Annotated in this window: 13 protein-coding genes and 1 tRNA gene; 3 read left to right on the top strand and 11 right to left on the bottom strand. The window is 68.1% G+C overall.

Annotated elements, in window-relative coordinates:
- Window positions 1-160: 160 nt before the first annotated feature.
- Both ACW5EG_RS08805 and ACW5EG_RS08810 read right to left on the bottom strand, forming a co-directional pair.
- On the bottom strand, window positions 161-3,475 hold the full coding sequence (locus tag ACW5EG_RS08805; protein ID WP_457021275.1) for a PAS domain-containing hybrid sensor histidine kinase/response regulator: 3,315 nt from the start codon (window positions 3,473-3,475) through the stop codon (window positions 161-163).
- 134 nt (window positions 3,476-3,609) lie between these two features.
- The gene (locus ACW5EG_RS08810) at window positions 3,610-5,820 is read right to left on the bottom strand and encodes a TonB-dependent receptor (protein WP_457021276.1); all 2,211 of its coding nucleotides are present in this window, start codon (window positions 5,818-5,820) and stop codon (window positions 3,610-3,612) included.
- A gap of 167 nt (window positions 5,821-5,987) precedes the next feature.
- Between ACW5EG_RS08810 and ACW5EG_RS08815 the strand changes: the two genes are divergently transcribed.
- The 3 genes from ACW5EG_RS08815 to ACW5EG_RS08825 all read left to right on the top strand — a co-directional run bounded on the left by ACW5EG_RS08815 (window position 5,988) and on the right by ACW5EG_RS08825 (window position 10,875).
- Complete coding sequence (locus ACW5EG_RS08815; RefSeq protein WP_457021277.1) at window positions 5,988-7,391, top strand: GntP family permease; 1,404 nt, start codon at window positions 5,988-5,990, stop codon at window positions 7,389-7,391.
- 144 nt (window positions 7,392-7,535) lie between these two features.
- Window positions 7,536-9,317, top strand: a complete 1,782-nt coding sequence (locus ACW5EG_RS08820; RefSeq protein ID WP_457021278.1) for a DUF1800 domain-containing protein — start codon at window positions 7,536-7,538, stop codon at window positions 9,315-9,317.
- A gap of 10 nt (window positions 9,318-9,327) precedes the next feature.
- A complete protein-coding gene (locus ACW5EG_RS08825; protein ID WP_457019978.1) occupies window positions 9,328-10,875 on the top strand; it encodes a DUF1501 domain-containing protein in 1,548 nt (515 codons plus the stop codon).
- A gap of 624 nt (window positions 10,876-11,499) precedes the next feature.
- Here ACW5EG_RS08825 and pnp read toward each other — a convergent pair.
- From pnp to nuoN, 9 genes are all read right to left on the bottom strand, one after another.
- On the bottom strand, window positions 11,500-13,608 hold the full coding sequence (gene pnp, locus ACW5EG_RS08830; RefSeq protein ID WP_457021279.1) for a polyribonucleotide nucleotidyltransferase: 2,109 nt from the start codon (window positions 13,606-13,608) through the stop codon (window positions 11,500-11,502).
- A gap of 126 nt (window positions 13,609-13,734) precedes the next feature.
- Window positions 13,735-13,995 (bottom strand): 30S ribosomal protein S15, encoded by a 261-nt coding sequence (rpsO, locus tag ACW5EG_RS08835; RefSeq protein WP_457019982.1) that lies wholly within the window; start codon window positions 13,993-13,995, stop codon window positions 13,735-13,737.
- 185 nt (window positions 13,996-14,180) lie between these two features.
- Window positions 14,181-15,149 (bottom strand): tRNA pseudouridine(55) synthase TruB, encoded by a 969-nt coding sequence (gene truB, locus ACW5EG_RS08840; RefSeq protein WP_457019984.1) that lies wholly within the window; start codon window positions 15,147-15,149, stop codon window positions 14,181-14,183.
- A gap of 178 nt (window positions 15,150-15,327) precedes the next feature.
- Entirely contained in the window at window positions 15,328-15,666 is a 339-nt protein-coding gene (gene rbfA, locus ACW5EG_RS08845; RefSeq protein ID WP_457019986.1) for a 30S ribosome-binding factor RbfA, read from the bottom strand.
- A 135-nt stretch (window positions 15,667-15,801) separates the two neighbouring features.
- Window positions 15,802-18,411, bottom strand: a complete 2,610-nt coding sequence (infB, locus tag ACW5EG_RS08850; RefSeq protein ID WP_457019988.1) for a translation initiation factor IF-2 — start codon at window positions 18,409-18,411, stop codon at window positions 15,802-15,804.
- A 95-nt stretch (window positions 18,412-18,506) separates the two neighbouring features.
- A complete protein-coding gene (nusA, locus tag ACW5EG_RS08855; protein WP_457021280.1) occupies window positions 18,507-20,018 on the bottom strand; it encodes a transcription termination factor NusA in 1,512 nt (503 codons plus the stop codon).
- Between the two features lie 107 nt (window positions 20,019-20,125).
- Complete coding sequence (rimP, locus tag ACW5EG_RS08860; RefSeq protein ID WP_457021281.1) at window positions 20,126-20,707, bottom strand: ribosome maturation factor RimP; 582 nt, start codon at window positions 20,705-20,707, stop codon at window positions 20,126-20,128.
- Between the two features lie 175 nt (window positions 20,708-20,882).
- A tRNA-Met gene (locus ACW5EG_RS08865) sits at window positions 20,883-20,959 on the bottom strand.
- 75 nt (window positions 20,960-21,034) lie between these two features.
- Complete coding sequence (gene nuoN / locus ACW5EG_RS08870) at window positions 21,035-22,483, bottom strand: NADH-quinone oxidoreductase subunit NuoN (RefSeq protein ID WP_457019993.1); 1,449 nt, start codon at window positions 22,481-22,483, stop codon at window positions 21,035-21,037.
- Window positions 22,484-22,564 lie beyond the last annotated feature (81 nt).

The raw sequence follows: 22,564 nt of genomic DNA on the forward strand, positions 1-22,564 counted from the left end.
ATCGACCTACTGACTGTCGTTCCGCAGGAATGGGGACGCCGGGGACTGTCATTCCGGATGGGGAGATCTGCGGTGGAGCAGATCTCTCACTGCGTTCGAGATGACAATCTTCATTACAGTCGAGATGACAATCTTCATTGCATTCGCGATGACAGGCCGCCTATTGCCTGCCTGCAAGCATCCGGTCGAGCACCGACTTCAGCGCCAGCGGGCGCACCGGCTTCTGCAGCAGCGACAGGCCCTGCTCGAGGGCGGCGCGGCGCACTTCGCCGCTGTCGTCGGCGCTGAGGATCAGGGTCGGCCGCGCGCCGTATCGCTCGGCCAGGCGCGCGTGCACGGCGATGCCGGTGTCGCCGTCGTCGAGGTGGTAGTCGAACAGCCACAGCGCTGCGGCCTGGCGCTGCAGCAGCGCTTCGGCGCCGACGCCATCGGCCGCGGCATCGACGGTGCAGCCCCAGGCCTCAAGCAGCGCACGCAGCGCAGCCAGCGCGGCGGGATCGTTGTCGACGATGAGGATGCGTTCGGCGACCAGCCCCGGACGCGCCACCGGCGCTTCGTGACGCTGCGCTGCGGCCACACGCGGCACGAGCAGCCAGAACGCGGTGCCCTGCCCCGGCCGGCTGGACAGGCCCAGCGGCGTATCAACCAGCCGCGCGATGCGGTCGGCGATGGCAAGCCCCAGGCCAAGCCCCTGCCCCGCCACGCCATCGCCGCGACGGAACTCTTCGAAGATCAACGCCTGCTGCGAGGGCTCGATGCCAGGACCGGTGTCGTACACCCCGATGCGCAACGCACTGCCGTCACGGCGCACGCCCAGCAGCATGCCGCCGCTGCGGGTGTAGCGCACGGCGTTGGCCAGGAAGTTCTGCAGCACGCGGCGCAGCAGCTGCGGGTCGCCGTGCACCCAGGCCGCCGTGGGCACGTACGCGAACGACAGCCCCTCCGCTCCCGCCAGTGCGCGGAACTCGGACGCGAGCGGATCGAGCACCTCGGCCAGCGGAAAATCGCGCGGCTGCGGCACCAGCCCGCCTGCCTCCAGGCGTGACATGTCGAACAGGCCGGTGAGCAGGTCGGTGGTCGAATCCAGCGCACCCCGCACCTGGCCAAGCGCGGCCCGCTTGCCCGCGTCGAGCTGCTGCGACAGCGATTCGGTGAACAGCTGCGCGGCGTGCAGGGGCTGCAGCAGGTCATGGCCCACCGCGGTGAGGAAGCGGCTCTTGGCGTCGTTGGCGCGCTCGGCCTCGCGCCGCGCCTGGTCGAGGCTGGCGGTGCGTTCGGCCACGCGCTGTTCAAGCGTTTCGTTGCTGCGCTTGAGTTCGACCTCGGCGACGCGGAAGGCGGTGACGTCGGTGAACGTGGCCACGAAGCCGCCGTTGGGCATCGGGTTGCCGCGTATTTCCACCACGGTGCCGTCGGGGAAGCGGCGCTCGGCGACATAGGGCGTGCCCGCGCGCATGTGCTCAAGGCGCCGCTGCAGCTCGCGCTCCATGTCGACCGGGCCGAGCAGGCCGCGGCCGAGGTTCCAGCGCACCAGCTCGCCGACCGGCACGCCCACGCGCAGCATCTGCGGCGGGTAGTCGAAGCGCTCTGCGTAACGGCCGTTCCAGGCCACCAGGCGCAGCTCGCTGTCGACGACGCTGATGCCCTGGCTCATGTTCTCCAGCGCCGCCTCGAGCAGGCGCTGGTTGAAGCGCAGGTCCTGCGAGGCCTCGCCGACGATTGCGGCGACGGTGTCGAGATCGGGGCCCGCCTCGCGGCGCGCGGCGTCGAGCAACAGTCGCGCCGAGGCGCTGCCCAGCACGGCCGCGAGTTCGCGTTCGAGCGTCGATTCGATGGCCGCCGGCACCGGCCCGCTGGGCGGCGCGCCGCGCAGCAACTCGTCCACGCGCTGCGCCGCCAGGAACCGGCGCCCCGCATTGCGCAGGGTCTGCAGGTCCGAGCCACGCGCCTCGCTGCGGTGCGGTGCGCTGCGCAGGCCGGCAAGCAATGCGGTGGTTGCGGTGCCGACGAACAGGCTGACCCCGACCGCGCGGCCGAGGCGACTCCAGCCGGTGAGGCCGAAGAGTGACTCCGGCGCCAGCCAGGCCAGGCCGAACGGGCCGTGCTGCACGAACGCATCGCCGGGCGCGATCATCGGCGGCAGCATCACCCAGGCCCAAGCGGCGAAACCCGTGGCGACGCCGGCCACCGCCGCGCGCGCCGGCGTCTGCGGGCGCCAGACCGCGAACGCGAGCGCCGGCGTGAGCGTGGCCAGCGCCGAGAACGACACCGCGCCCACGTCAGCCAGCGCCTCGTTGCCGCCCACCAGGCGCGCATAGGCCCAGCCGAGCAGCATGATCACCACGATGCCGGTGCGCCGCAGCAGCAGCAGGCCGCCGCGATGGTCGTCCGCGCGCCCGCGCGACCAGGCGCCACGCAGCAGGCCAGGCGCAAACCAGTGGTTGCCGATCATCAGGCTCAGCGTCAGCGTGGCCACGATCACCATGCCCGTGGCCGCGCTCAGTCCACCAAGAAAGACCAGCAGCGCTATCGCGTCGTTGCCCGCGGCCAGCGGCAGCGCCAGCGCGTACATGTCCGAGGGCACGCTGTCGCCCAGCAGCTGCGCGCCGGCACGCGCCAGCGGCAGCGCGGGGATCGCGATCAGCAGCAGGTACAGCGGGAACAGCCAGCGCGCGGTGCGCACGTGACGGTCGTCGCGGCACTCCACCACGCCCACGTGGAACTGGTGCGGCATGACGAACATCGCCAGCGCCCCCAGCAGCACCAGCGGGACGAAGCCGCCGGTCGCAGGCGGCGACGGCAGCGGCGCGGCGTCCATGCGCACCCCATCGAGGCCCAGCCAGACAAACCCTCCCAGTGCGAGCATCGCCAGCAGCTTGAACACCGACTCGAACGCGATCGCCAGCACCAGGCCGCGGTTGTGCTCGGTCGCGCTGGCCCGACGCGTACCGAACACCATTGCGAACAGCGCCATCGCCAGCGCCACGTACAGCGCGCCGTCGCGCCAGGGCGGCGGCACTCCGGCCGAGGCCGCGTCGCTGGTGAGCGTGGCGAAGCTCTGCGTGATCGCCTGCAGCTGCAGCGCGATGTAGGGGATCACGCCCAGCGCCGCAACCAGGGTGACGATCGCAGCCAGCCACGCATCCTTGCCCAGGCGCGTGGCGATCAGGTCGGCCAGCGAGGTGGCGTTGGTCTCGCGCGCCAGCCGCACCAGGCGGATCAGGAAGAACACCGCCAGCGCGTAGAACGCGATCGCGCCGACGAAGGTGGGCGGCAGCGGCCAGCCGTAGCGGCCTGCCTGGGTGACGGTGCCGTAGAACGTCCACGAGGTGCAGTGCACCGCCAGCGAGAGCGCGTAGACGTGCTTCCAGTGGCGTGCGAGCACGCCCGTGCGGCGCTCGGCATACACCGCGATGCCGAACAGCAGCGCCAGCCACAGCAGCGACGCCGACACCACCGCACCGATGCTCAGCATCGCCTCCGCCCCTGCCCTGCCATCACCACGACCCTGACCCTACCGCGCGCGAGCATAGCGCGAAGGGCCGCGGACGGATCCGCAGCCCTTCTTCGTCCGGGATGACCGGTGACATCGCCTGCCCGCAGGGCCGCTCAGAAGTTGTAGCGGGCCGTCAGGCTGTACTGGCGCGGCGGACCAAAGAACCCGGTGAGCACGCCGAGGCCGGCGCTGACGAGGTTGTAGCCGGTGGTCCGGTATTCCTCGTCGGCCAGGTTGGTGCCCTGCAGCGAGAACGACCAGGCATCGTTGGCGCGCCAGATCACGCCGGCATTGACCAGGCCGTAGCCCTCCTGCCTGATCACCGGGCTCAGGTCGGTGGTGGGCCAGACCTCCGACTGGTAGGAATAGCCTACGCGCGCGGACAGGTTGCCGCCGTTGGCCAGGTCGGTGCGGTACTCCACGTTGATTGCGCCCGAGAACTCCGGTGCATTGGTGAAGTACTGCGTGTCGGCGATGTTGACCCCGCCGCTCATGAACTCGTCGTACTCCGCATCCAGCCATGCCAGGTTGCCGCTGATCAACCAGTGCTCGGTCGGCATGAACTGGTACTCGGCCTCGACGCCCGTCACCGTGCCCTTGCCGGCGTTGGTGAAGTCGCCGAAGAAGCCGCCACCCGGCAGCGCGGTGAACACCGACAGCTGGATGTCCTCGTAGATGTTGTGGAACGCGGCCAGGTTGAGGAACAGGCGCTGGTCGAGCAGACCCATCTTGGTGCCGATCTCGAAGCTGTCCACGCTCTCGTCGTTGAACGGTTCGCCCGAGCGCGGCACCGCCGTGGTGTTGGCGCGGATGTTGTAGCCGCCCGACTTGAAGCCGCGCGAGGCCGAGCCGTAGATCATCACGTCCGGCGTGAGCTGGTAATCCAGCGAGACCTTGGGCGATACGTTCTTGAAGTTGACGGTCTTGTCGAAGTTGGCCGCCACCACGCCATTGGGCACGGTGAACGTCGCATCGGTGTAGCCGATGTTGTAGGCGACCGCGTGCTTGTCCTCGTCGGTGTAGCGCGCGCCGACGTCGAGCTTCAGCCGGTCGGTCAGGTCGTGGGTCCAGTCGGCGTACAGCGCGATCGCCTTGGTGTTGACGTAGCCCTGTGTATCGCCGAAGGACAGATCGAAGAAGTTGTTGAGCACCTGGCCGCCGGCATCGCCGTTGAAGGCGTAGATGCCGACCACGCCGCGGCCGCGGCCGCCGGCGTCATAGTTGGCCTGCAGCTCATGGCTGACCTGCTGGTCGCTGTAGAACGCCTTGACGTCGGCGATCTTCTCCGGAAGCGTGTCGAAGTCGATGTTGGTTTCGGTGTCCGACTCGCGCTTGGCAACCACGTACTTGAGCGCCCAGTCCTCGCTCGGCCGCCAGTTGACGGTGGCGGAAATGCCCTTCATCTCGGTGTCGTTGACGTTGGGCATGCCGCTGCGGATGTCGTAGCGGTTGTCCATCGGCGCCCCGCCAGTCACCGGCACCAGCGGGTTGGTGTTGGGCGCCAGCATCTTCGCGCCGCGCACGCCCGACTGGTCGTCGATCCAGTCGAACGCGAACTGCACGTCGAAGTCTTCGTGCGAATACGCGCCCAGCTGCATGCGCAGCGCGTTGATCTCCTTGTCGCTCACGTCCTGGCCGTTGAACAAATTGGTGCCGTAGCCGTCGCGGTTCATGCTGGCGACCGCGACCCGGCCGCGCAGGCCACTGTCCTCGCCGCCAAGCGACCCGCCGATCCCCGCCTTGGCGTCGAGCTGGTTGTAGTTGCCCACGGTGATCGAGCCAAAGCCGGTTGTTTCGGTCGGCAGGCCGCGTGAGATGTACTTGATCGCGCCGCCAATGGTGTTCTTGCCGTACAGCGTGCCCTGCGGCCCGCGCAGCACTTCGATGCGCTCGACGTCGAACACGTCGAGCAGCGCGCCCTGCGGCCGCGCGATGTAGACGTCATCCAGGTAGATGCCCACGCCCGGGTCCACGCCCCACAGCGGATCGGCCTGGCCGACGCCGCGGATGTAGGCGGTCACGGTGCTGGTCGACCCGCGCGCGGCATAGATGGTCAGGTTGGGCACCTGCGCATCGAGGTCGCCGATGTCCTGGATGTTGAGCTTGTCGATCGTGTCGGCGGTGAACGCGGTGACCGCGACCGGCACGTCCTGCAGGGTCTCCTCGCGCTTGCGGGCGGTGACCGTGATCACGTCCAGGGTCGTGGCCGAAGATCGCGGCGCGGTGGTCGTGGCGGCACTGTCCTGCGCCCAGGCGGCGGCGGGCGCGGCGAGGCCCAGGGCGATGGCCAGGCTCAGGCTGCTGGTTTTCAGATTGCGCTTCATCGATGCCCCTCCCAGGGATGCAAGGCGAACGGCCGCAGGGCCGCATGGCGCAGAGATTAGGGAGGCCGCGCATCCGGCGGCATCGTACCTTCGGACAATGGGCTGGCACAGCGCGTGTTGCCGACACTGGCTGCCGTTCCCGGGCGCCCTGCGCCGAAGGTCTGCACATGGATTTCCTGATCGTGCTCGGCGCGCTGTGCTTCCTGATGCTGGTGGCCTACCGCGGCCACAGCGTCATCCTGTTCGCGCCGGTGGCGGCGATGGGCGCGGTGCTGCTCAGCGATCCCACGCTGGTGGCACCGATGTTCACTGGCCTGTTCATGGACAGGATGGCCGGCTTCCTGAGGCTGTATTTCCCCGTCTTCCTGCTGGGCGCGGTGTTCGGCAAGCTGATCGAGATCTCTGGTTTTTCCCGCTCGATCGTGGCCGCGACCATCCGGGTGGTCGGCGCGAAGCGCGCGATGCTGGCCATCGTGCTGGTCTGCGCGCTGCTCACCTACGGCGGGGTGTCGCTGTTCGTGGTGGTGTTCGCGGTGTATCCGTTCGCGGCCGAGCTGTTTCGCCAGGGCGACATTCCCAAGCGGCTGATCCCGGGCACGATCGCGCTGGGCGCTTTTACTTTCACCATGGATGCCCTGCCCGGTACACCGCAGATCCAGAACATCATTCCCACCGCGTTCTTCGGTACCACCGCCTGGGCCGCGCCGGTGCTGGGCACGCTGGGCGGCGTGTTCATCCTGGTCGTTGGCATGACCTACCTCGAGTGGCGCCGGCGCGCAGCGCAGCGTGCGGGCGAAGGCTATGGCGATCCTGCCCTGTTGCTCAACGAGCCCGCGCCCTTCATGGGCGAGCGCCTGGCCCATCCGCTGGTCGCGCTGCTGCCGCTGCTGCTGGTCGGCGTGAGCAACCTGCTGTTCACGCGCTGGATCCCGGCGCTGTACGGGACCAGCCACGCCTTCGTGCCGGCGGTGGTCGGCGATCCGGCGCCGGTGGTGCAGGAAGTGAGCAAGATCGCCGCGATATGGGCCGTGCAGGGCGCGCTGCTGGTTGGCATCGCAACGATCCTGGTGTTCGCGTGGAAACCGGTGTTCGCGAGCTTCGCCGAGGGCACGAAGTCGGCGATCGGTGGCGCCCTGCTGGCATCGATGAATACGGCATCGGAATACGGCTTTGGCGCAGTGATCGCGGCGCTGCCTGGTTTCCTGGTGGTGGCCAACGTGCTGAGCGCGATTCCCGATCCGCTGATCAACCAGGCCGTCACCGTGACCGCGCTGGCAGGCATCACCGGTTCGGCCTCGGGCGGCATGAGCATCGCCCTGGCGGCCATGGCCGAGACATTCATCGCCAATGCCGACGCCGCCGGGATCCCGATGGAGGTACTGCACCGTGTCGCGTCGATGGCCTCGGGCGGCATGGACACCCTGCCCCACAACGGTGCGGTGATCACCCTGCTGGCGGTCACCGGCCTGACCCACCGCCAGTCCTACAAGGACATCTTCGCGATCACGCTGATCAAGACCGCGGCGGTGTTCGTGATCATCGGCGTGTTCTACGCGACCGGACTGGTGTGAGGCGCAGCGACGTCGCTTGGCGAACGCCAGCAACCGGGCAATCCGGGACATACGCGTTCGAACGGAAACGGAATGTGTGCCCTGTCACAACCGGGCCCGGTTTGCGCCGATACTCTCCGCGCAGGGGATCAACAAGGAAATGTCATGGATCGAGGCCTCTCCCGGGGGGAGCGCGCCGCGCTGGAGCGCGCGCACCGCCAGCGTTACCGGCTTGCGCGGGCGCCGCGCTTCCAGGGCTTTCCCGAGCAGGCATCGGACGCCGCGCCCGCCAGCGCCGTTCCCTCGGTCGGGATGGAAAAGGCCTCGCCCAGGCGCCTGCTGACCTTGCCCACGCCACCCTTCGCCGTGCGCGTGCTCAACAACATGAGCCACGGCGCCACGCCTGAATCGGTCGCCGAGTTCAACGGTCTGGGCAGCAGTGACGTCGCGCGTCTGACCACGTGGGTCGATCGCCAGCTCAATCCTGCCGCCATCGACGACGCTGCCGTCGCCACGCGCCTGTCGAGCGCCGGCTACACCACGCTGGGCAAGACCCTTGCGCAGCAGTGGACCGAGCACGTGCGTGCCGACGTCGAGTACGCGGTGCGCATGCGCCCCGGCTGGGAAGTGCAGCGCGAGGCACTGGTTCGCGCGGTGTTTTCCAAGCGCCAGCTGTTCGAGGTCACCACCGCTTTCTGGCATGACCACTTCAACGTGATGGTCAGTGATTACGACTGCTGCCCGGTCTACGGCCACTACGACCGCGAAGTGATCCGCGCCAACGCGTTCGGCAACTTCCGCAAGATGCTCGAGGACGTGGCGCGCAGCACGGCCATGATGACCTACCTCGACAACAAGTCGAACCGGCGTTCGGGCCCGAACGAGAACTTCGCGCGCGAGCTGCTGGAGCTGCACACCTTCGGCGCGGAAAACTACCTCGGCTTCATGGATCCGTTCGAGGTGCCGCCCTGCCCTGAGGATCCGGACTATCCGATCGGCTACACCGACATCGACGTCTACGAGACCGCGGCGGCATTCACCGGCTGGTCGGTCAACAACAACCACTGGGAATTCACCCACGCCAGCAAGGACGACGGCGCCTTCTACTATCACGCCGACTGGCATGATTCCGGGCCGAAGTTCGTGCTGGGCCGTTTCATCTATCCCGAGCGGCCGGCGCTGCAGGACGGTCGCGACATCCTCGACCGCATCGCCAGCCACCCGCGCGTGGCGCGCTTCATCTGTCGCAAGCTGGTGCGCCGCTTTGTCAGCGACGACCCGCCGCAGGCGCTGGTCGACAGCGCTGCGGCGGTATTCCGCGCCAACTGGCAGGCACCCGACCAGATCAAGCGCACGCTGCGCCACATCCTGCTGTCGGACACGGCCCAGTACGCATGGGGCCGCAAGACGCGGCGTCCGTTCGAGGCGCTGGCCGCGACGCTGCGCGTGCTTGGCTGCCAGTGGACCTACACCTTCGACGAGAACCGCAGCAACGACCTCAACTGGCGCCTGGGCTTCACCGGCCACCAGCCCTACGACTGGGCGGCGCCGAACGGCTATCCGGACGTGTCCACCGCGTGGTCCGGCGCCAGCAGCTTCGGCATGACCTGGAAGCTGCAGAACTGGCTGACCGAAACCAACAACGTCGCCGGCACCGGCAAGTTGCTGCCGCTGCTGGAGATCACCAGGGCCGGGCTGCCGCCCGCGCAGTGGACCGCGAACCGGCTGGTGGAATTCTGGTGCCGGCGCGTGCTGGGCTACCTGCCCACGGCACAGCGCCTGGGCGTGCTGCGCCAGTTCATGGCGCAGAACGGCGACCCCGCGGGCTACGTGATCGAGGACACCAACGCATGGCAGCAGGGCGACCTCAAGCGCCACTACAACCACGAGCGGCTGCGCAGCATGGTGTCGCTGATCCTGATGTCGCCCGAATTCCTGAGCCGCTGAGGACGAGACCATGACCATCGAACTCGATCGCCGCGGCTTCCTGAAGGGTTGCTGCGCCACTGCCGCGGTTGGCGCCGCGGCTCCCGCATTGTTCTTCGGCAACAACGCGCACGCAGCCGTCAACAGCTACGACACCATCGTCCACGTGTTCCTGCGCGGTGGCATCGACGGGCTCAACCTCGTCGTGCCGATCTCGGGCAACGACCGCGACCACTACCAGCAGGCGCGTCCGGATATCCAAGTGCCGGTCAGCGGCGAGAACGCCGCGCTGCCGCTCACCCTGGCCAACGGTTCGGCCACCGGCTTCGGCCTGCACGCAGCAGCTACCGGGCTGCGCGACGTCTGGGCCGACGGCAGGCTCGCCATCGTCCACTGTTGCGGCATGCAGACCACGGTCACGCGCAGCCATTTCGACGCGCAGCAGTACCTGGACTTCGGCACGCCCGGCAACAAGGGCAACGGTACCGGCTGGATCGCCCGCGCCTGGGAGACGCAGCCGGGCGCTTCGTCGTCAGTGGTCATGCCGGCGCTGGCGGCCAACAGCCGCATGCCCGCCAACCTGCTCGGCGCCACTCAGGCCCTGACCATGGGCAGTCCCACCGACTTCGACCTCAACTCGGGTTCCTATGCCTGGCAGCGCGTGCGCGACGGCTCGCCCACGGGCTTCAAGGGCGTGAACGAGACGCTGGCCAGCATGTGGCAGGGCAACGTGGGGGTGGAACACAGCGGCCGGGCTGCCGACGGCGCACTGCGCACGGTCGCGCGGCAGGCCTACAACGCAACCCTGCCGACCGCGTGGCCGACCACGACCTTCGCCCGCCAGCTGTGGACGGTGGCGCAGTCGATCCGCTTCAACCTCGGCCTGCGCTATGCGGCCGTCGACGTGGGCGGCTGGGATACGCACGAGAGCCAGGGCAACAGCGGCGGCGGCTATTTCCACGGGCGCGTGGGGGAGCTGTCGCAGGCGCTGGCGGCCTTCTATGGCGAACTTGCGGCGACCGGTGAGATGGGGCGGGTGACGGTGGTCGTGCAGTCGGAATTCGGCCGACGCGTGCGCGAGAACGGCAGCGGCGGCACCGACCACGGTTACGGCAACCCGCTGCTGGTGATGGGTGGCCCGGTGAACGGGCGACGCTTCTACGGCAGCTGGCCCGGGCTGCATCCGGAAATCCTCTCGCCGCACTTCGGCGACGTGCCGGTGACCACCGACTTCCGCCGCGTCTTCACCGAACTGCTGCGCGCGCGCATGGGGCACACCCGCACGGCCGAGGTGTTTCCCGGCTACAGCGGCTACAGCACGCTGGGCATGTTCGCCGCCGCAGGCGCGGCGGCGGCGGCGGCCTCGGCGTCGGCACCCGCGCGGCAGGTACCGCAGCCGGCGCTGTCCAATATCCACACGCCATCCGCCGCGTCGACGGGCCCTGCTGAAACCGCCTCGACAGTCACGGGACCGATCCGCCATCGCCGCGGCACGGTGCGGATGCCCACCCGCATCTCGCAGCCGTTGCTGCGCCTGCGGTTGAAGCTCTACCGGCTGATGCAGCAGCACCGGCTGTAGGCGCCTGCGTCATTTGTACGCGGCCCGTGCCGTGTGGCGCCCCGGCGGGCCGCACCAGGAAAGTCTGGCTGTCATGTCGACCGCAGGGAGACATCTGCTCTCGGATGCGCAGCCTATTGGATAGCCTTCGGTCGGAGTCGTCCCGGGGCGGGGGTTGCTCCCCGGCTCGGTCAGCCATCCATGGCTGACTCGCCGCCGCAGCGCATCCATGCGCTGCTTTCCGCAACCCCCGCCCCGGAACGACCATCGCCCAGTCACTGACGTGGCTTCGAAAAAAGCTCCCACCGAAGCATCGCAGCACCCGTCGCAGTGAGCCGTGCCCTGGCGACCGGGGATCGCGGCAAGCAAAACATGGATGTTTTGCGCGTGAGTCAGGGCAGGGAGAGCGTGGATGGCTTGCGCGGCATGCCGCGCATCCACGCGAGCGCCCGGCGCGCTGCGCCGGGCTGGACCGCGCAGCGGCCCTGACCGAGCGAAAAGCGATCCCCGGTCGACAGGGGGCGGCGTCCAATCGAAGCCCACGGGACTTCCAGCAACCGTGTCCGCCCTCTCCCTTGATTGGAAAGACCCAAAGAAAAAGGCGAGCCGAAGCCCGCCTTTCTCTGAAACGCGAAACCTGCCGGCTTATTCGGCCGACACGCCCTCGCCTTCTTCGATGGCCTTCATCGACAGGCGGATGCGGCCCTGCTTGTCGACTTCCAGCACCTTGACCTTCACCACGTCGCCTTCCTTGAGCACGTCGCTGACCTTCTCGACGCGGTCATTGGAGATCTGCGAGACGTGCACCAGCCCGTCCTTTCCGGGCGAGATGGTGACGAACGCGCCGAAGTCCATGATCTTGGCGACCTTGCCCTCGTAGATGCGGCCCGGCTCCACGTCGGAGGTGATCTGCTCGATGCGGTCCTTGGCGGCCTGGCCGGCCACGGCGTTGACCGAGGCGATGGTGATGGTGCCGTCGTCCTGGATGTCGATCTGGGTGCCGGTTTCCTTGGTGATCGCCTGGATCACCGAGCCACCCTTGCCGATCACTTCGCGGATCTTGTCGGGGTGGATCTTGATCGTGATCAGGCGCGGCGCGAACTCGCTCAGCTCCGAACGCGGCGCGGTCAGCGCGGCTTCCATTTCCTTGAGGATGTGCAGGCGGCCCTGCTTGGCCTGGGCCAGCGCGACCTTCATGATCTCCTCGGTGATGCCCTGGATCTTGATGTCCATCTGCAGCGCGGAGATGCCGCTCGCGGTGCCGGCGACCTTGAAGTCCATGTCGCCGAGGTGATCCTCGTCGCCCAGAATGTCGGACAGCACGACGAAGTCGTCGCCTTCCTTCACCAGGCCCATCGCGATGCCGGCGACCGGCGCCTTGATCGGCACGCCCGCGTCCATCAGCGCCAGCGACGAACCGCACACCGACGCCATCGACGAGGAGCCGTTGGATTCGGTGATCTCCGAGACCACGCGGATGGTGTACGGGAATGCTTCCATCGTCGGCATCACTGCCAGCACGCCGCGCTTGGCGAGGCGGCCGTGGCCGATCTCGCGACGCTTCGGGCCCATCATGCGGCCGGCTTCACCCACCGAGTAGGGGGGGAAGTTGTAGTGGAACAGGAAGTGTTCCTTGTACTCGCCGGCGACGGCATCGATGATCTGGCCATCGCGCGCGGTGCCGAGGGTCACGGCCACGATGGCCTGGGTCTCGCCGCGGGTGAACAGCGAGGAGCCGTGCACGCGCGGCAGGATGCCGACGCGGCTGGCGATCGGGCGCACGGTGTCGAGCGCGCGGCCGTCGATGCGGATCTTGGTCTTGAGGACCGAGTCGCGCATCGTCTGGTATTCCTGCTCGCCGAACTCCTTCGACAGGTCGCCGGAGGTCCACGCCTTGGTCTCCGCCTCGGGGGCCAGCGCGTTCAGGATGGCCTTCTTGACGGTGGAGATGGCGTCCTTGCGCTCAAGCTTGTCGCGCACCTGGAACGCGGCCGCGAGCTGGTCGCCCACGGCGGTGCGAATGGCGCTGACGATGCCTTCGTCGGCAGCCGGCGCGCTCCAGGTCCACTTCGGCTTGCCGGCTTCGGCAACCAGCTCGTTGATCGTGGCGATCGCGACCTGCATCTGCTGGTGGCCGAACATCACCGCGCCGAGCATCACGTCTTCCGACAGCTCCTTGGCTTCGGACTCGACCATCAGCACTGCGTTGGCGGTGCCGGCGACGACCAGCTCGAGCTCCGAATCGGCCAGCTCGCTGACGGTCGGGTTGAGCACGTACTGGCCAGCCTTGTAGCCGACCTTGGCGGCGCCGATGGGGCCGTCGAACGGCGCGCCCGACAGCGACAGCGCGGCCGAGGCGCCGAGCAGGGCGAGGATGTCGCCATCGACTTCCGGGTTCATCGACATCACGGTGGCGATGATCTGGACTTCATTGCGGAAGCCGTCCGGGAACAGCGGACGGATCGGGCGGTCGATCAGACGCGAGATCAGCGTTTCCTTCTCGGTCTGGCGACCTTCGCGCTTGAAGAAGCCGCCGGGGATCCGGCCACCGGCGTAGAACTTCTCCTGGTAATCCACGGTGAGCGGGAAGAAGTCCTGCCCCTCGCGCGCGGTCTTGTTGGCAACGGCGCTGACCAGCAGCACGGTGCCCTCGCACGAAACCATCACCGCGCCGCCGGCCTGGCGCGCGATCTCGCCGGTTTCAAGGGTGATGGTGCGGTCGCCGTACTGGAAGCTCTTGGTCACTTTTGCCACTTGGGGATTCCTTGGGATGACTCTTTCGATGGACCGGCCAGGACCCCTGTCCCGGTCGGGTGGCCGCGTCCACCACGGCCAAAAAAAGAACCGCGGCGCATCACTGCGCCGCGGCGGTGTTCCGGCTTAGCGACGCAGGCCGAGCTTCTCGATCAGGGCCCTGTAGCGCGCAGCGTCCTTGCGATGCAGGTAGTCGAGCAGGCTGCGGCGGCGGTTGACCATCATCAGCAGGCCGCGCCGGCTGTGGTGGTCCTTCTTGTGCGTCTTGAAGTGTTCGGTCAGGTGCACGATGCGTGCGGTGAGCAGGGCCACCTGCACTTCCGGCGAACCGGTGTCGTTGGCGGCGCGCGCGTGTTCCTGGATGATCTGGTTGTTGTCGATGGACATGATTGCCTCTGGTCACGAAACCCGCAGATCACGTCGCCGCATTGTTGGTGTCGGCGCGTACCGCAAGGGTTCGTCATGGAGATGATGGGAAGGCCGGAATGGCCAGCCCGTGCTGGATCGATCTGCTGTTGGAAGTGCTTGAAAAAGCCGTGGAATTGTAGCGGCTCCGGACCGGCCGGACAAGCTCAGCGCGCGTCGCCGGCTGCTGCCTCGCTGGCCCATGTGAACAGCCGCTTCGCGCGCAGCGCGCCGTCCGCCACCTCGCCCAGCCCCAGCGCGCGTCCGTCCGGGCCGAACACCGCCACGCCTCCGGCGGGGTGGAAATCCCCGTTCACGACCTGCCCCCGGCCCAGGCGCCGCGCCTGCGCGTCGTCCAGCTCGACCGGTGGCCACGAGGCCATGCCCTGTTCCAGCGGCAGCAGGCAGGCCAGCAGGCTGCGTTCCCCGCGTGCGGCCAGCGCCTGCAGCTCGTCCAGGGTCCACATCCGCGGATCCCTGAACGGATCGACCCACAGCCGTCGCAGCTCGACCACGTGGGCGCCGCAGCCCAGGTCCTCGCCCAGGTCGCGCACCAGGCTGCGCACGTAGGTCCCCGAGCCGCATTCGACATGCAGGCGCAGCTGAGGGGCAATGCCGTTCAGGTCGTCGAGCAGGTCGGCCGCCGACTGCAGCCGGAACTCGTGCACGTCGACCGGCCGCGGCTCGACCTCCACCACCTCGCCACGCCGCGCCTTCGCGTACAGCGGCTCGCCGCCGCGCTTGAGCGCCGAATAGATCGGCGGGCGCTGCTGGATGCGGCCGGTCAGCACGTGCAGGGCCTGGTCGATCCGCGGGATGCGCAGCATCGGCACGGGCCGCTCGCGCAGCGGCTGGCCGTCGGCATCGTCGGTGTCGGTGACCACGCCCAGGCGGGCGACAGTGTCGTAGGCCTTGCGCGCGCCGAGCAGGCCGCCCGCGATCTTGGTCGCCTCGCCGAAGCACACCGGCAGCAGGCCGGTCGCAAGCGGATCAAGGCTGCCGGTGTGGCCGGCCTTCTCGGCGCGGAACAGATGGCGCACCCGCTGCAGTGCCTGGTTGGAACTCAGGCCACGCGGTTTGTCGAACAGCAGGATGCCGTCGAGCTTGCGGAATTTCGTGCGTGGGCGGGAGGTCATCGGGTGATTGTAGGAGGCCGACTCACAACCGGGGAATTCGTCCGGGCCTTGTCATTGCGGGGCGCGGTGATTTGTTTGTCCCGAAAGCGCAAATTGTCATCCCGAGCTTAGCGAGGGATCTGCCTTTCGCGCGGGCGCAGATCCCTCGCTGCGCTCGGGATGACAGAGAATCGAGGAACTACAGGTCGCGCAGCAACTGGTCGATGCGCTCGCCGCGATCAACCGAATCGTCGTAGTGGAAATGCAGCTCGGGCACGTGCCGCATCTTCACCGCGCGCGCCAGGCGGAAGCGGACCTCGTGCGCGACCGCGCGCAGCCCCTTCACCGCCTCGAGCGCACGCTCCGCTTCCAGCGCGGTCACGAACACCTTGGCGTGCGCCATGTCGCGCGAGACCTCGACGTCCGACACGCTGAGCGACGGCAGCCCGTGTTCGGCCACCGCCTCGCGCACCAGCGTGCCGAGCTCCCTGCGGAGCTGCGCGGCGATGCGGTCGGTACGGTGGAAAGACTTGGTCATCGTGAATGGGGAACCGGGATTGGGGAATGTGGGAGAAAGGGCGGGAAACGCCGGAACGGATCCGGAGCCGGGATGTCGGAACGGTGGCTGTCTGCCACCGTTCCCTGTTCCCGGCTTTCCATTCCCGGTGGACGCTTACAGCGTCCGCTGGACCTCGATGCGCTCGAAGCACTCGATCTGGTCGCCGGGCTTGACGTCGTTGTAGGCCTTCACCGCGATGCCGCACTCGGTGCCGTTGCGCACTTCCTCGACGTTCTCCTTGAAGCGGCGCAGCGATTCCAGCTCGCCCTCGAAGACCACCGTGTTGTCGCGCAGCACGCGGATCGGGCGGTTCTTGCGGACCACGCCCTCGACCACGATCGAACCGGCGACGGCGCCGAACTTGGAGCTGCGGAACACGTCGCGGACCTCGGCGATGCCGATGATCTCTTCGCGGATTTCCACGCCCAGCAGGCCGGATGCCACCTGCTTCACCTGGTCGATCACGTCGTAGATGATCGAGAAGTAACGCAGGTCCAAGCCGCTGTTCTCGATCACCTTGCGCGCCGAGGCGTCGGCGCGGACGTTGAAGCCGATGATCGTGGCCTTGGCGGTAGCCGCGGCGTTGGCGTCGGACTCGGTGATGCCGCCCACGCCCGAGACGATCACGTTGATGCGGATCTGCTCGTTCGACAGCGCGGTCAGCGCCTGGCGCAGTGCTTCCACCGAACCCTGCACGTCGGCCTTGATGACCAGGTTGAGCTGCAGCTGCGCCTCGCTCTTGCCCATCTGCGCGATGATGTCTTCCATGCGGTTGCCCGCCTGCGCCACCAGGCGCAGTTCGCGGCGCTTGGCCTCGCGCTGCTGGGCGACGTCCTTGGCCAGGCGCTCGTCCGCGACCACGACGAAATCGTCGCCGGCATCGGGCACGCCCGACAGGCCGAGCACCTGTACCGGGATGGACGGACCGGCATTCTCCACCTGCGAGCCAGTCTCGTCGAACAGGGCACGCACGCGCCCGTACTGCACGCCGCACACCAGGTAGTCACCCTTCTCCAGCAGGCCCTGCTGCACCAGCACCGTCGCGACCGGGCCGCGGCCCTTGTCGAGCGAGGATTCGATGACCGTGCCCGAGGCGCGGCCGTCGGCCACGGCGCGAAGCTCCAGCAGCTCGGACTGCAGCAGGATCGCGTCGAGCAGGTTGTCCACGCCATCGCCGGTCTTGGCCGACAGCTCGACCATCTGCGTGTCGCCACCGAAGTCCTCGGCGACGAGTTCGTGGGCCAGCAGCTCGTTCTTGATCCGCTCGGGGTCGGCGTCGGACTTGTCGACCTTGTTGATCGCCACGATCAGCGGCACCTTCGCCGCCTTCGCATGCTGGATCGCCTCGATCGTCTGCGGCATCACGCCGTCATCAGCCGCAACCACCAGCACCACGATGTCGGTCAGCTTGGCGCCGCGCGCGCGCATCGAACTGAACGCGGCGTGGCCCGGGGTATCGAGGAAGCTGATGACGCCCTTGCTGGTCTCGACGTGGTACGCGCCGATGTGCTGGGTGATGCCGCCGGCCTCGCCGGTGGCGATCTTGGTGCGGCGGATGTAATCCAGCAGCGAGGTCTTGCCGTGGTCGACGTGACCCATGATCGTGACCACCGGCGGACGCTGGGCCTGCTCGCCCTGCGTGTCGACGGCGTGCGCCAGCAGCTCGGACTCGGCGTCGTTGCTCTCGGCGGCGACGGCCTTGTGGCCGAGCTCTTCGACGATCAGCACCGCGGTGTCGTGGTCGATGCTCTGGGTGATGGTGGCCATCACGCCCATCTTGAACAGCGCCTTGACCACGTCGCCGCCCTTGAGCGCGAGCCTCTGCGCCAGGTCAGCCACGGTGATCGCCTCGCCGATCGCCACTTCGCGCACCACCGGTGCGGTCGGGCGTTCGAAGCCATGCGGGCCCGCGCCGCTGCGCGACTGCTCCACGTGGCGACGCGACTTCGGCTTGCCGCGCGAGCTGGTGCTGCGGCGCGCGCGCTCGGTCGGGCTCAGGTGCAGCTGGCCGGCGAAACGGGCGGTGTTTTCGTCGTCCTCGACACCGGCCACCATCGCGTGCGAGCCGCGGTTGCCCTTGTGCTTGGGACCGGTGCCGCGCTCGTCGCGCGGCGGCGGCGGCTTCGGATGGCCGTGGCCGTGGGCCGGCTTGCGCGCGGCCGCATCGGCATCGGGCTCCGCCGCGCCAGTGCCAGCGCCGGCGGCCTGTTCGGCCTCCTTGCGCAGCCGCTCGGCCTCGGCATCCTGCTGGCGCTTGATCTCGGTCGCTGCGTCGACACGGCGCTGGTCTTCCTCGGCCAGGCGCTGCTGCTCGGAGAGGTTGCGCTGGCGCGACTCCTCGAGCTTGCGCAGGATCTCGGCCTGCTCGTCGTCCACCCCAGCGCCGCCGCCCTTGGCGGTCTCGTTGGTCGGCTTGACCAGCGTGACCTTCCTGCGCACCACCACGTCGACGGTCGCGCGGTTCTTGCCGCCGCCGACGGTGAGTTCCTGCTTGCGCGTGCGGTTGAGCGTGATCTTCTTCGGCGCAACCGCTTCCTCGGCTGGCTTGTCGGCCTTGCCGTGGGTGCGGCGCAGGAAGCCGAGCAGCTTGACCTTTTCGGTGCTGGTGACGACCTGGTCGGGACCAGTGAACGCCATGCCCGCTTCGGACAGCTGTTCCAGCAGCTTCTCCACCGGCGTGTTGACCAGGGCGGCGAGCTTGCGGATGGTGGTTTGTTGCGACATTCGGATTCTATGCTCTGTTTGGCGCCCCCTCGCCAAGTGCAAGGGAAGCGCGGATTCCAAGCCCTGACCTGTGCAGGGCGGCGTTCATCGCGTGGTCATTCGCCGCGCTCCAGGCGTGCGATTTCTTCGGCGCGGGCGGCCAGGATCAGCGCTGCGGCGCGTTCCCCGTCCAGCCCTTCGATGCCGAACTCAAGCACTTCGTCCGCCGCCAGGTCGGACAGTTCTTCGCTGGTTCGCACACCGTGCGAGGCCAGCGCGTAGGCGGTTTCGTCGTCCATGCCTTCCAGGGCCAGCAGGTCCTCGGTCGGCGCGTTCTCGTCCAGCCCCTCCTCGACCGCGAGCGCGTCGTTGAGCAGCGCGTCGCGGGCGCGGGCGCGCAGTTCCTCGACGATGTCCTCGTCGAAGCCCTCCACCGCCAGCAGCTCGCCGACCGGCACGTACGCGATCTCCTCGACGGTGCCGAAGCCTTCGGCCACCAGGATGCCGGCGATCTCCTCGTCGACCTCGAGCTTTTCCTGGAACAGTGCGCGCGCCGTGGCCTGCTCGGCCTCGGACTTCGCGGTCACCTGGTCCTGGGTCATCACGTTCAGCTGCCAGCCCGTGAGGCGGCTGGCCAGGCGCACGTTCTGCCCGCCCTTGCCGATCGCCTGGGCCAGCTTGTCCTCGGCGACCGCCAAGTCCATCGAGTGCTTGTCCTCGTCGACGACGATCGACTGCACCTCGGCCGGCGCCATCGCGTTGATCACGAACTGCGGCGGGTTGTCCGACCACAGCACGATGTCCACGCGCTCGCCGTTGAGTTCGTTGCTCACCGCCTGCACGCGCGAACCGCGCATGCCGATGCAGGCGCCGATCGGATCGGTGCGGGTGTCGTAGGCGATGACCGCGATCTTGGCGCGGTCGCCCGGATCACGCGCGCAGCCCTTGATCTCGACCAGGCCCTGGCCCACTTCCGGGACCTCGAGCTTGAACAGTTCCATCATGAACTCGGGCGCGGCGCGGCTGATGAACAGCTGCGGGCCGCGCGGCTCGTTGCGCACGTCGAACAGGTAGCCGCGGATGCGGTCGCCGGCGCGCACGATGTCGCGCGGGATCGCCTTGTCCTTGGGGATGAAGGCCTCGGCGTTGCCGCCCAGGTCGATGAATACGTTGCCGCGCTCCACGCGCTTGACCACGCCGGTGACCAGTTCGCCGATGCGGTCCTTCCACGCGTCCACCACCTGCTGGCGCTCGGCCTCGCGCACGCGCTGCACGATCACCTGCTTGGCGGCCTGCGCGGCGATGCGCCCGAAGTCGACGTTCTCGATCTGCTCTTCGATGTAGTCGCCGACCTCGACGCCCTCGACCTCGTCCACGGCGTCCATCAGGCGCAGCTGGCGGTCGGGCGACTCCATCACCACGTCGTCGGCCACGACCTCCCAGCGACGGAAGGTCTCGTAGTTTCCGTCCTTGGCATCGATCGACACGCGGGTCAGCACGTCCTGGTCCAGATAGCGCTTCTTCGCCGCCGTGGCCAGCGCGGCCTCGATCGCTTCCAGGATCACCGACTCCGGTACGCCCTTTTCGTTGGCGACCGCATCGACCACCAACAACAGTTCTTTGCTCATCTGTTTGAAAACCTCTGAAAACCGGTTTGATCCTGTCATCACGCCCGGACACACCGTGCCCGGTCCCTCGTTCCGCGCCAGCACGACCACGCCGGCGCGGCGGAAAATCAGTCGCGCGGCGGCCTGGCCGCGCGGCGGCCCGCCGCCTTGCGCCCGGGCTTGCCGGGACGCGCATCGCCCTCGGGCAGCTCACGCGCGGGGGCATAGCCCAGTGCAGCCCAGTCCGGCACCAGGCGAGCCTTGTCGATATTGTCCGCCGACACTTCGATCATCACGCCATCGACATCGAACACGACCGTCCCGGCGTCGACCGACACGATGGTGCCGGTCAGGCGGCGACGGCCGTCCTGCGGCAGCTTCAGCCCGACCTTGGCGCGTTCGCCGGCGAAGCGCGCGAACTGCGCGACATCGAACAGCGGCCGGTCGACGCCCGGCGAAGACACTTCCAGCGTGTAGTTGGCGGTGATCGGATCCTCGACGTCGAGCTGCGCCGACACCTCGCGGCTGACCGACTCGCAGTCCTCGACCGTCACGACCCTGGTCGCCGCCTCGGCCTGCGGCACGTCGATATACAGGCGCAGCACCGCACCGCCGGGTGCGGACAGGTATTCGATGCCGAGCAGCTGCAGCCCCAGCGATTCCACCGTGGGCGCAAGCAGCGTGCTGATCTGTGTCGCCTTGTCTGTCACGTCGTGTCGTTGAACCTTTCAGATCGCCGGAAACAACAAAGGGCCCGATGGGGCCCCTTGTCCTGAATGTCCGGCCAAAGCCGGATTTCGGCATCGAGGCAAGCAGTGACCTCGATGAAGCCCGGTTTCCCGGCACCATCCGGAGGCTTCAGCGCCTCCGGTGGTCCGATGAAACTGGTAGCGGGGGCAGGATTTGAACCTGCGACCTTCGGGTTATGAGCCCGACGAGCTGCCAGACTGCTCCACCCCGCATCAGAAGCGGAATTATGAAGATGTTGGGCGGTTTTGACAAGCCCCCCATGCATCTTTGCGACAGGATAAGGACGATCAGGCGAATGCCTGCTGGCACCACTCCATGATCGGGCTCCAGAACAGGCCCAGGCCCAGCAGCGCCAGCGCGTTGATCGAGAACACCGCCTGCAGCGCGCCGCCGCGCACCGTCACCGGCTCGCCGGACGGCTGGTCGAAGTACATCACCTTGATCACGCGCAGGTAGTAGAACGCGCCGATCACAGCGAACACGATGCCCACGATCACCAGCCACAGCAGGTCGGCCTCGAGCGCCGCGCGCAGCACCGCGACCTTGGCCCAGAAGCCCAGCAGCACCGGCACGCCGGCCAGCGAGGCCATGATCAACAGCACCAGGCCCGCCATCCAGGGGTTGCGTGCGTTCAGCCCACGGAAGTCCTCGATGCGGTCGGCCTCGAAGCCCTGCCGCGACAGCATCACGATCGCGCCGAACGCGGCGGCCGACATGATCGCGTAGCTGATCGCATAGAACAGCGCCGCCGCGTAGCCCTCGGCGCCGCCGGCGGCCAGGCCCATGAACATGAAGCCCACGTGCGAGATCGTCGAGTACGCCAGCATGCGCTTGAGGTTGCTCTGCGCGATCGCAAACAGGTTGCCCACTCCCAGCGACAGCGCCGCCAGCACCGCCAGCAGCAGTTGGCTCTGTTCGTAGACCGGGCCCAGCGCGAGGTCGAGCATGCGCCAGGTCATGCCGAACGCGGCGATCTTGGGCGCGGAGCCGATGAACAGTGTGATCGGCGTGGGCGCGCCGTGATAGGTGTCGGGCAGCCACATGTGGAACGGCACCGCGCCGAACTTGAAGGCGATGCCGACCACCACGAACACCGTGCCGGTGAGCAGCAGCGTCTTGTCCGTGCCGGACACGGCAACGGCCGCGTCACGGATTTCAGTGAGGTCGAGCGTGCCGGTGGCGCCGTAGACCAGGGTCATGCCGTACAGCAACAGGCCCGAGGCCAGCGAGCCGAGCACGAAGTACTTCATCGCCGCCTCGGAACCCAGCGGGCTGTCGCGGTCGGTCGCGACCAGCGCGTACGAGCACAGCGCCAGCAGCTCCAGGCCCACGTAGACCATGGTCATGTTGCCGGCCGAGACCAGCAACATCATGCCGGCCACCGCGAACAGCACCAGCACCGCCACTTCGCCCTTGTACAGGCCGCGCTCGCGCAGGAACGGCCAGATGTAGGCCATCGCCAGCGCGCTGACCAGCAGCAGCACCAGCTTCATCACGTCCGCGCCTTCGTCGCGCACGAACATGCCGGCGAGCACGGTGCCGTGTCCGCCGACGTCGAACCAGACCATCGCCGCGGCTGCCAGCAAAGTGGTCATCGCGAGCGCATGGGTGACCACGCGGCGGCGGTCGTCCAGGAACAGGTCGAGCATCAGCAGCGCAAACGCGCCGAAGACCACGAGCAGTTCGGGCGCCATCGGCGCGAGCTCGGCCAAGGAACGTACGGGAGGGGGCGTCATCGCGGTCGTAATCACTTCATGCAGTCCTCGGCGGCCACGCGGGCCACCCTGTCTCCACCCACCAACCGATGCATGGTCCGG

Source organism: Luteimonas sp. A611 (assembly GCF_054072715.1).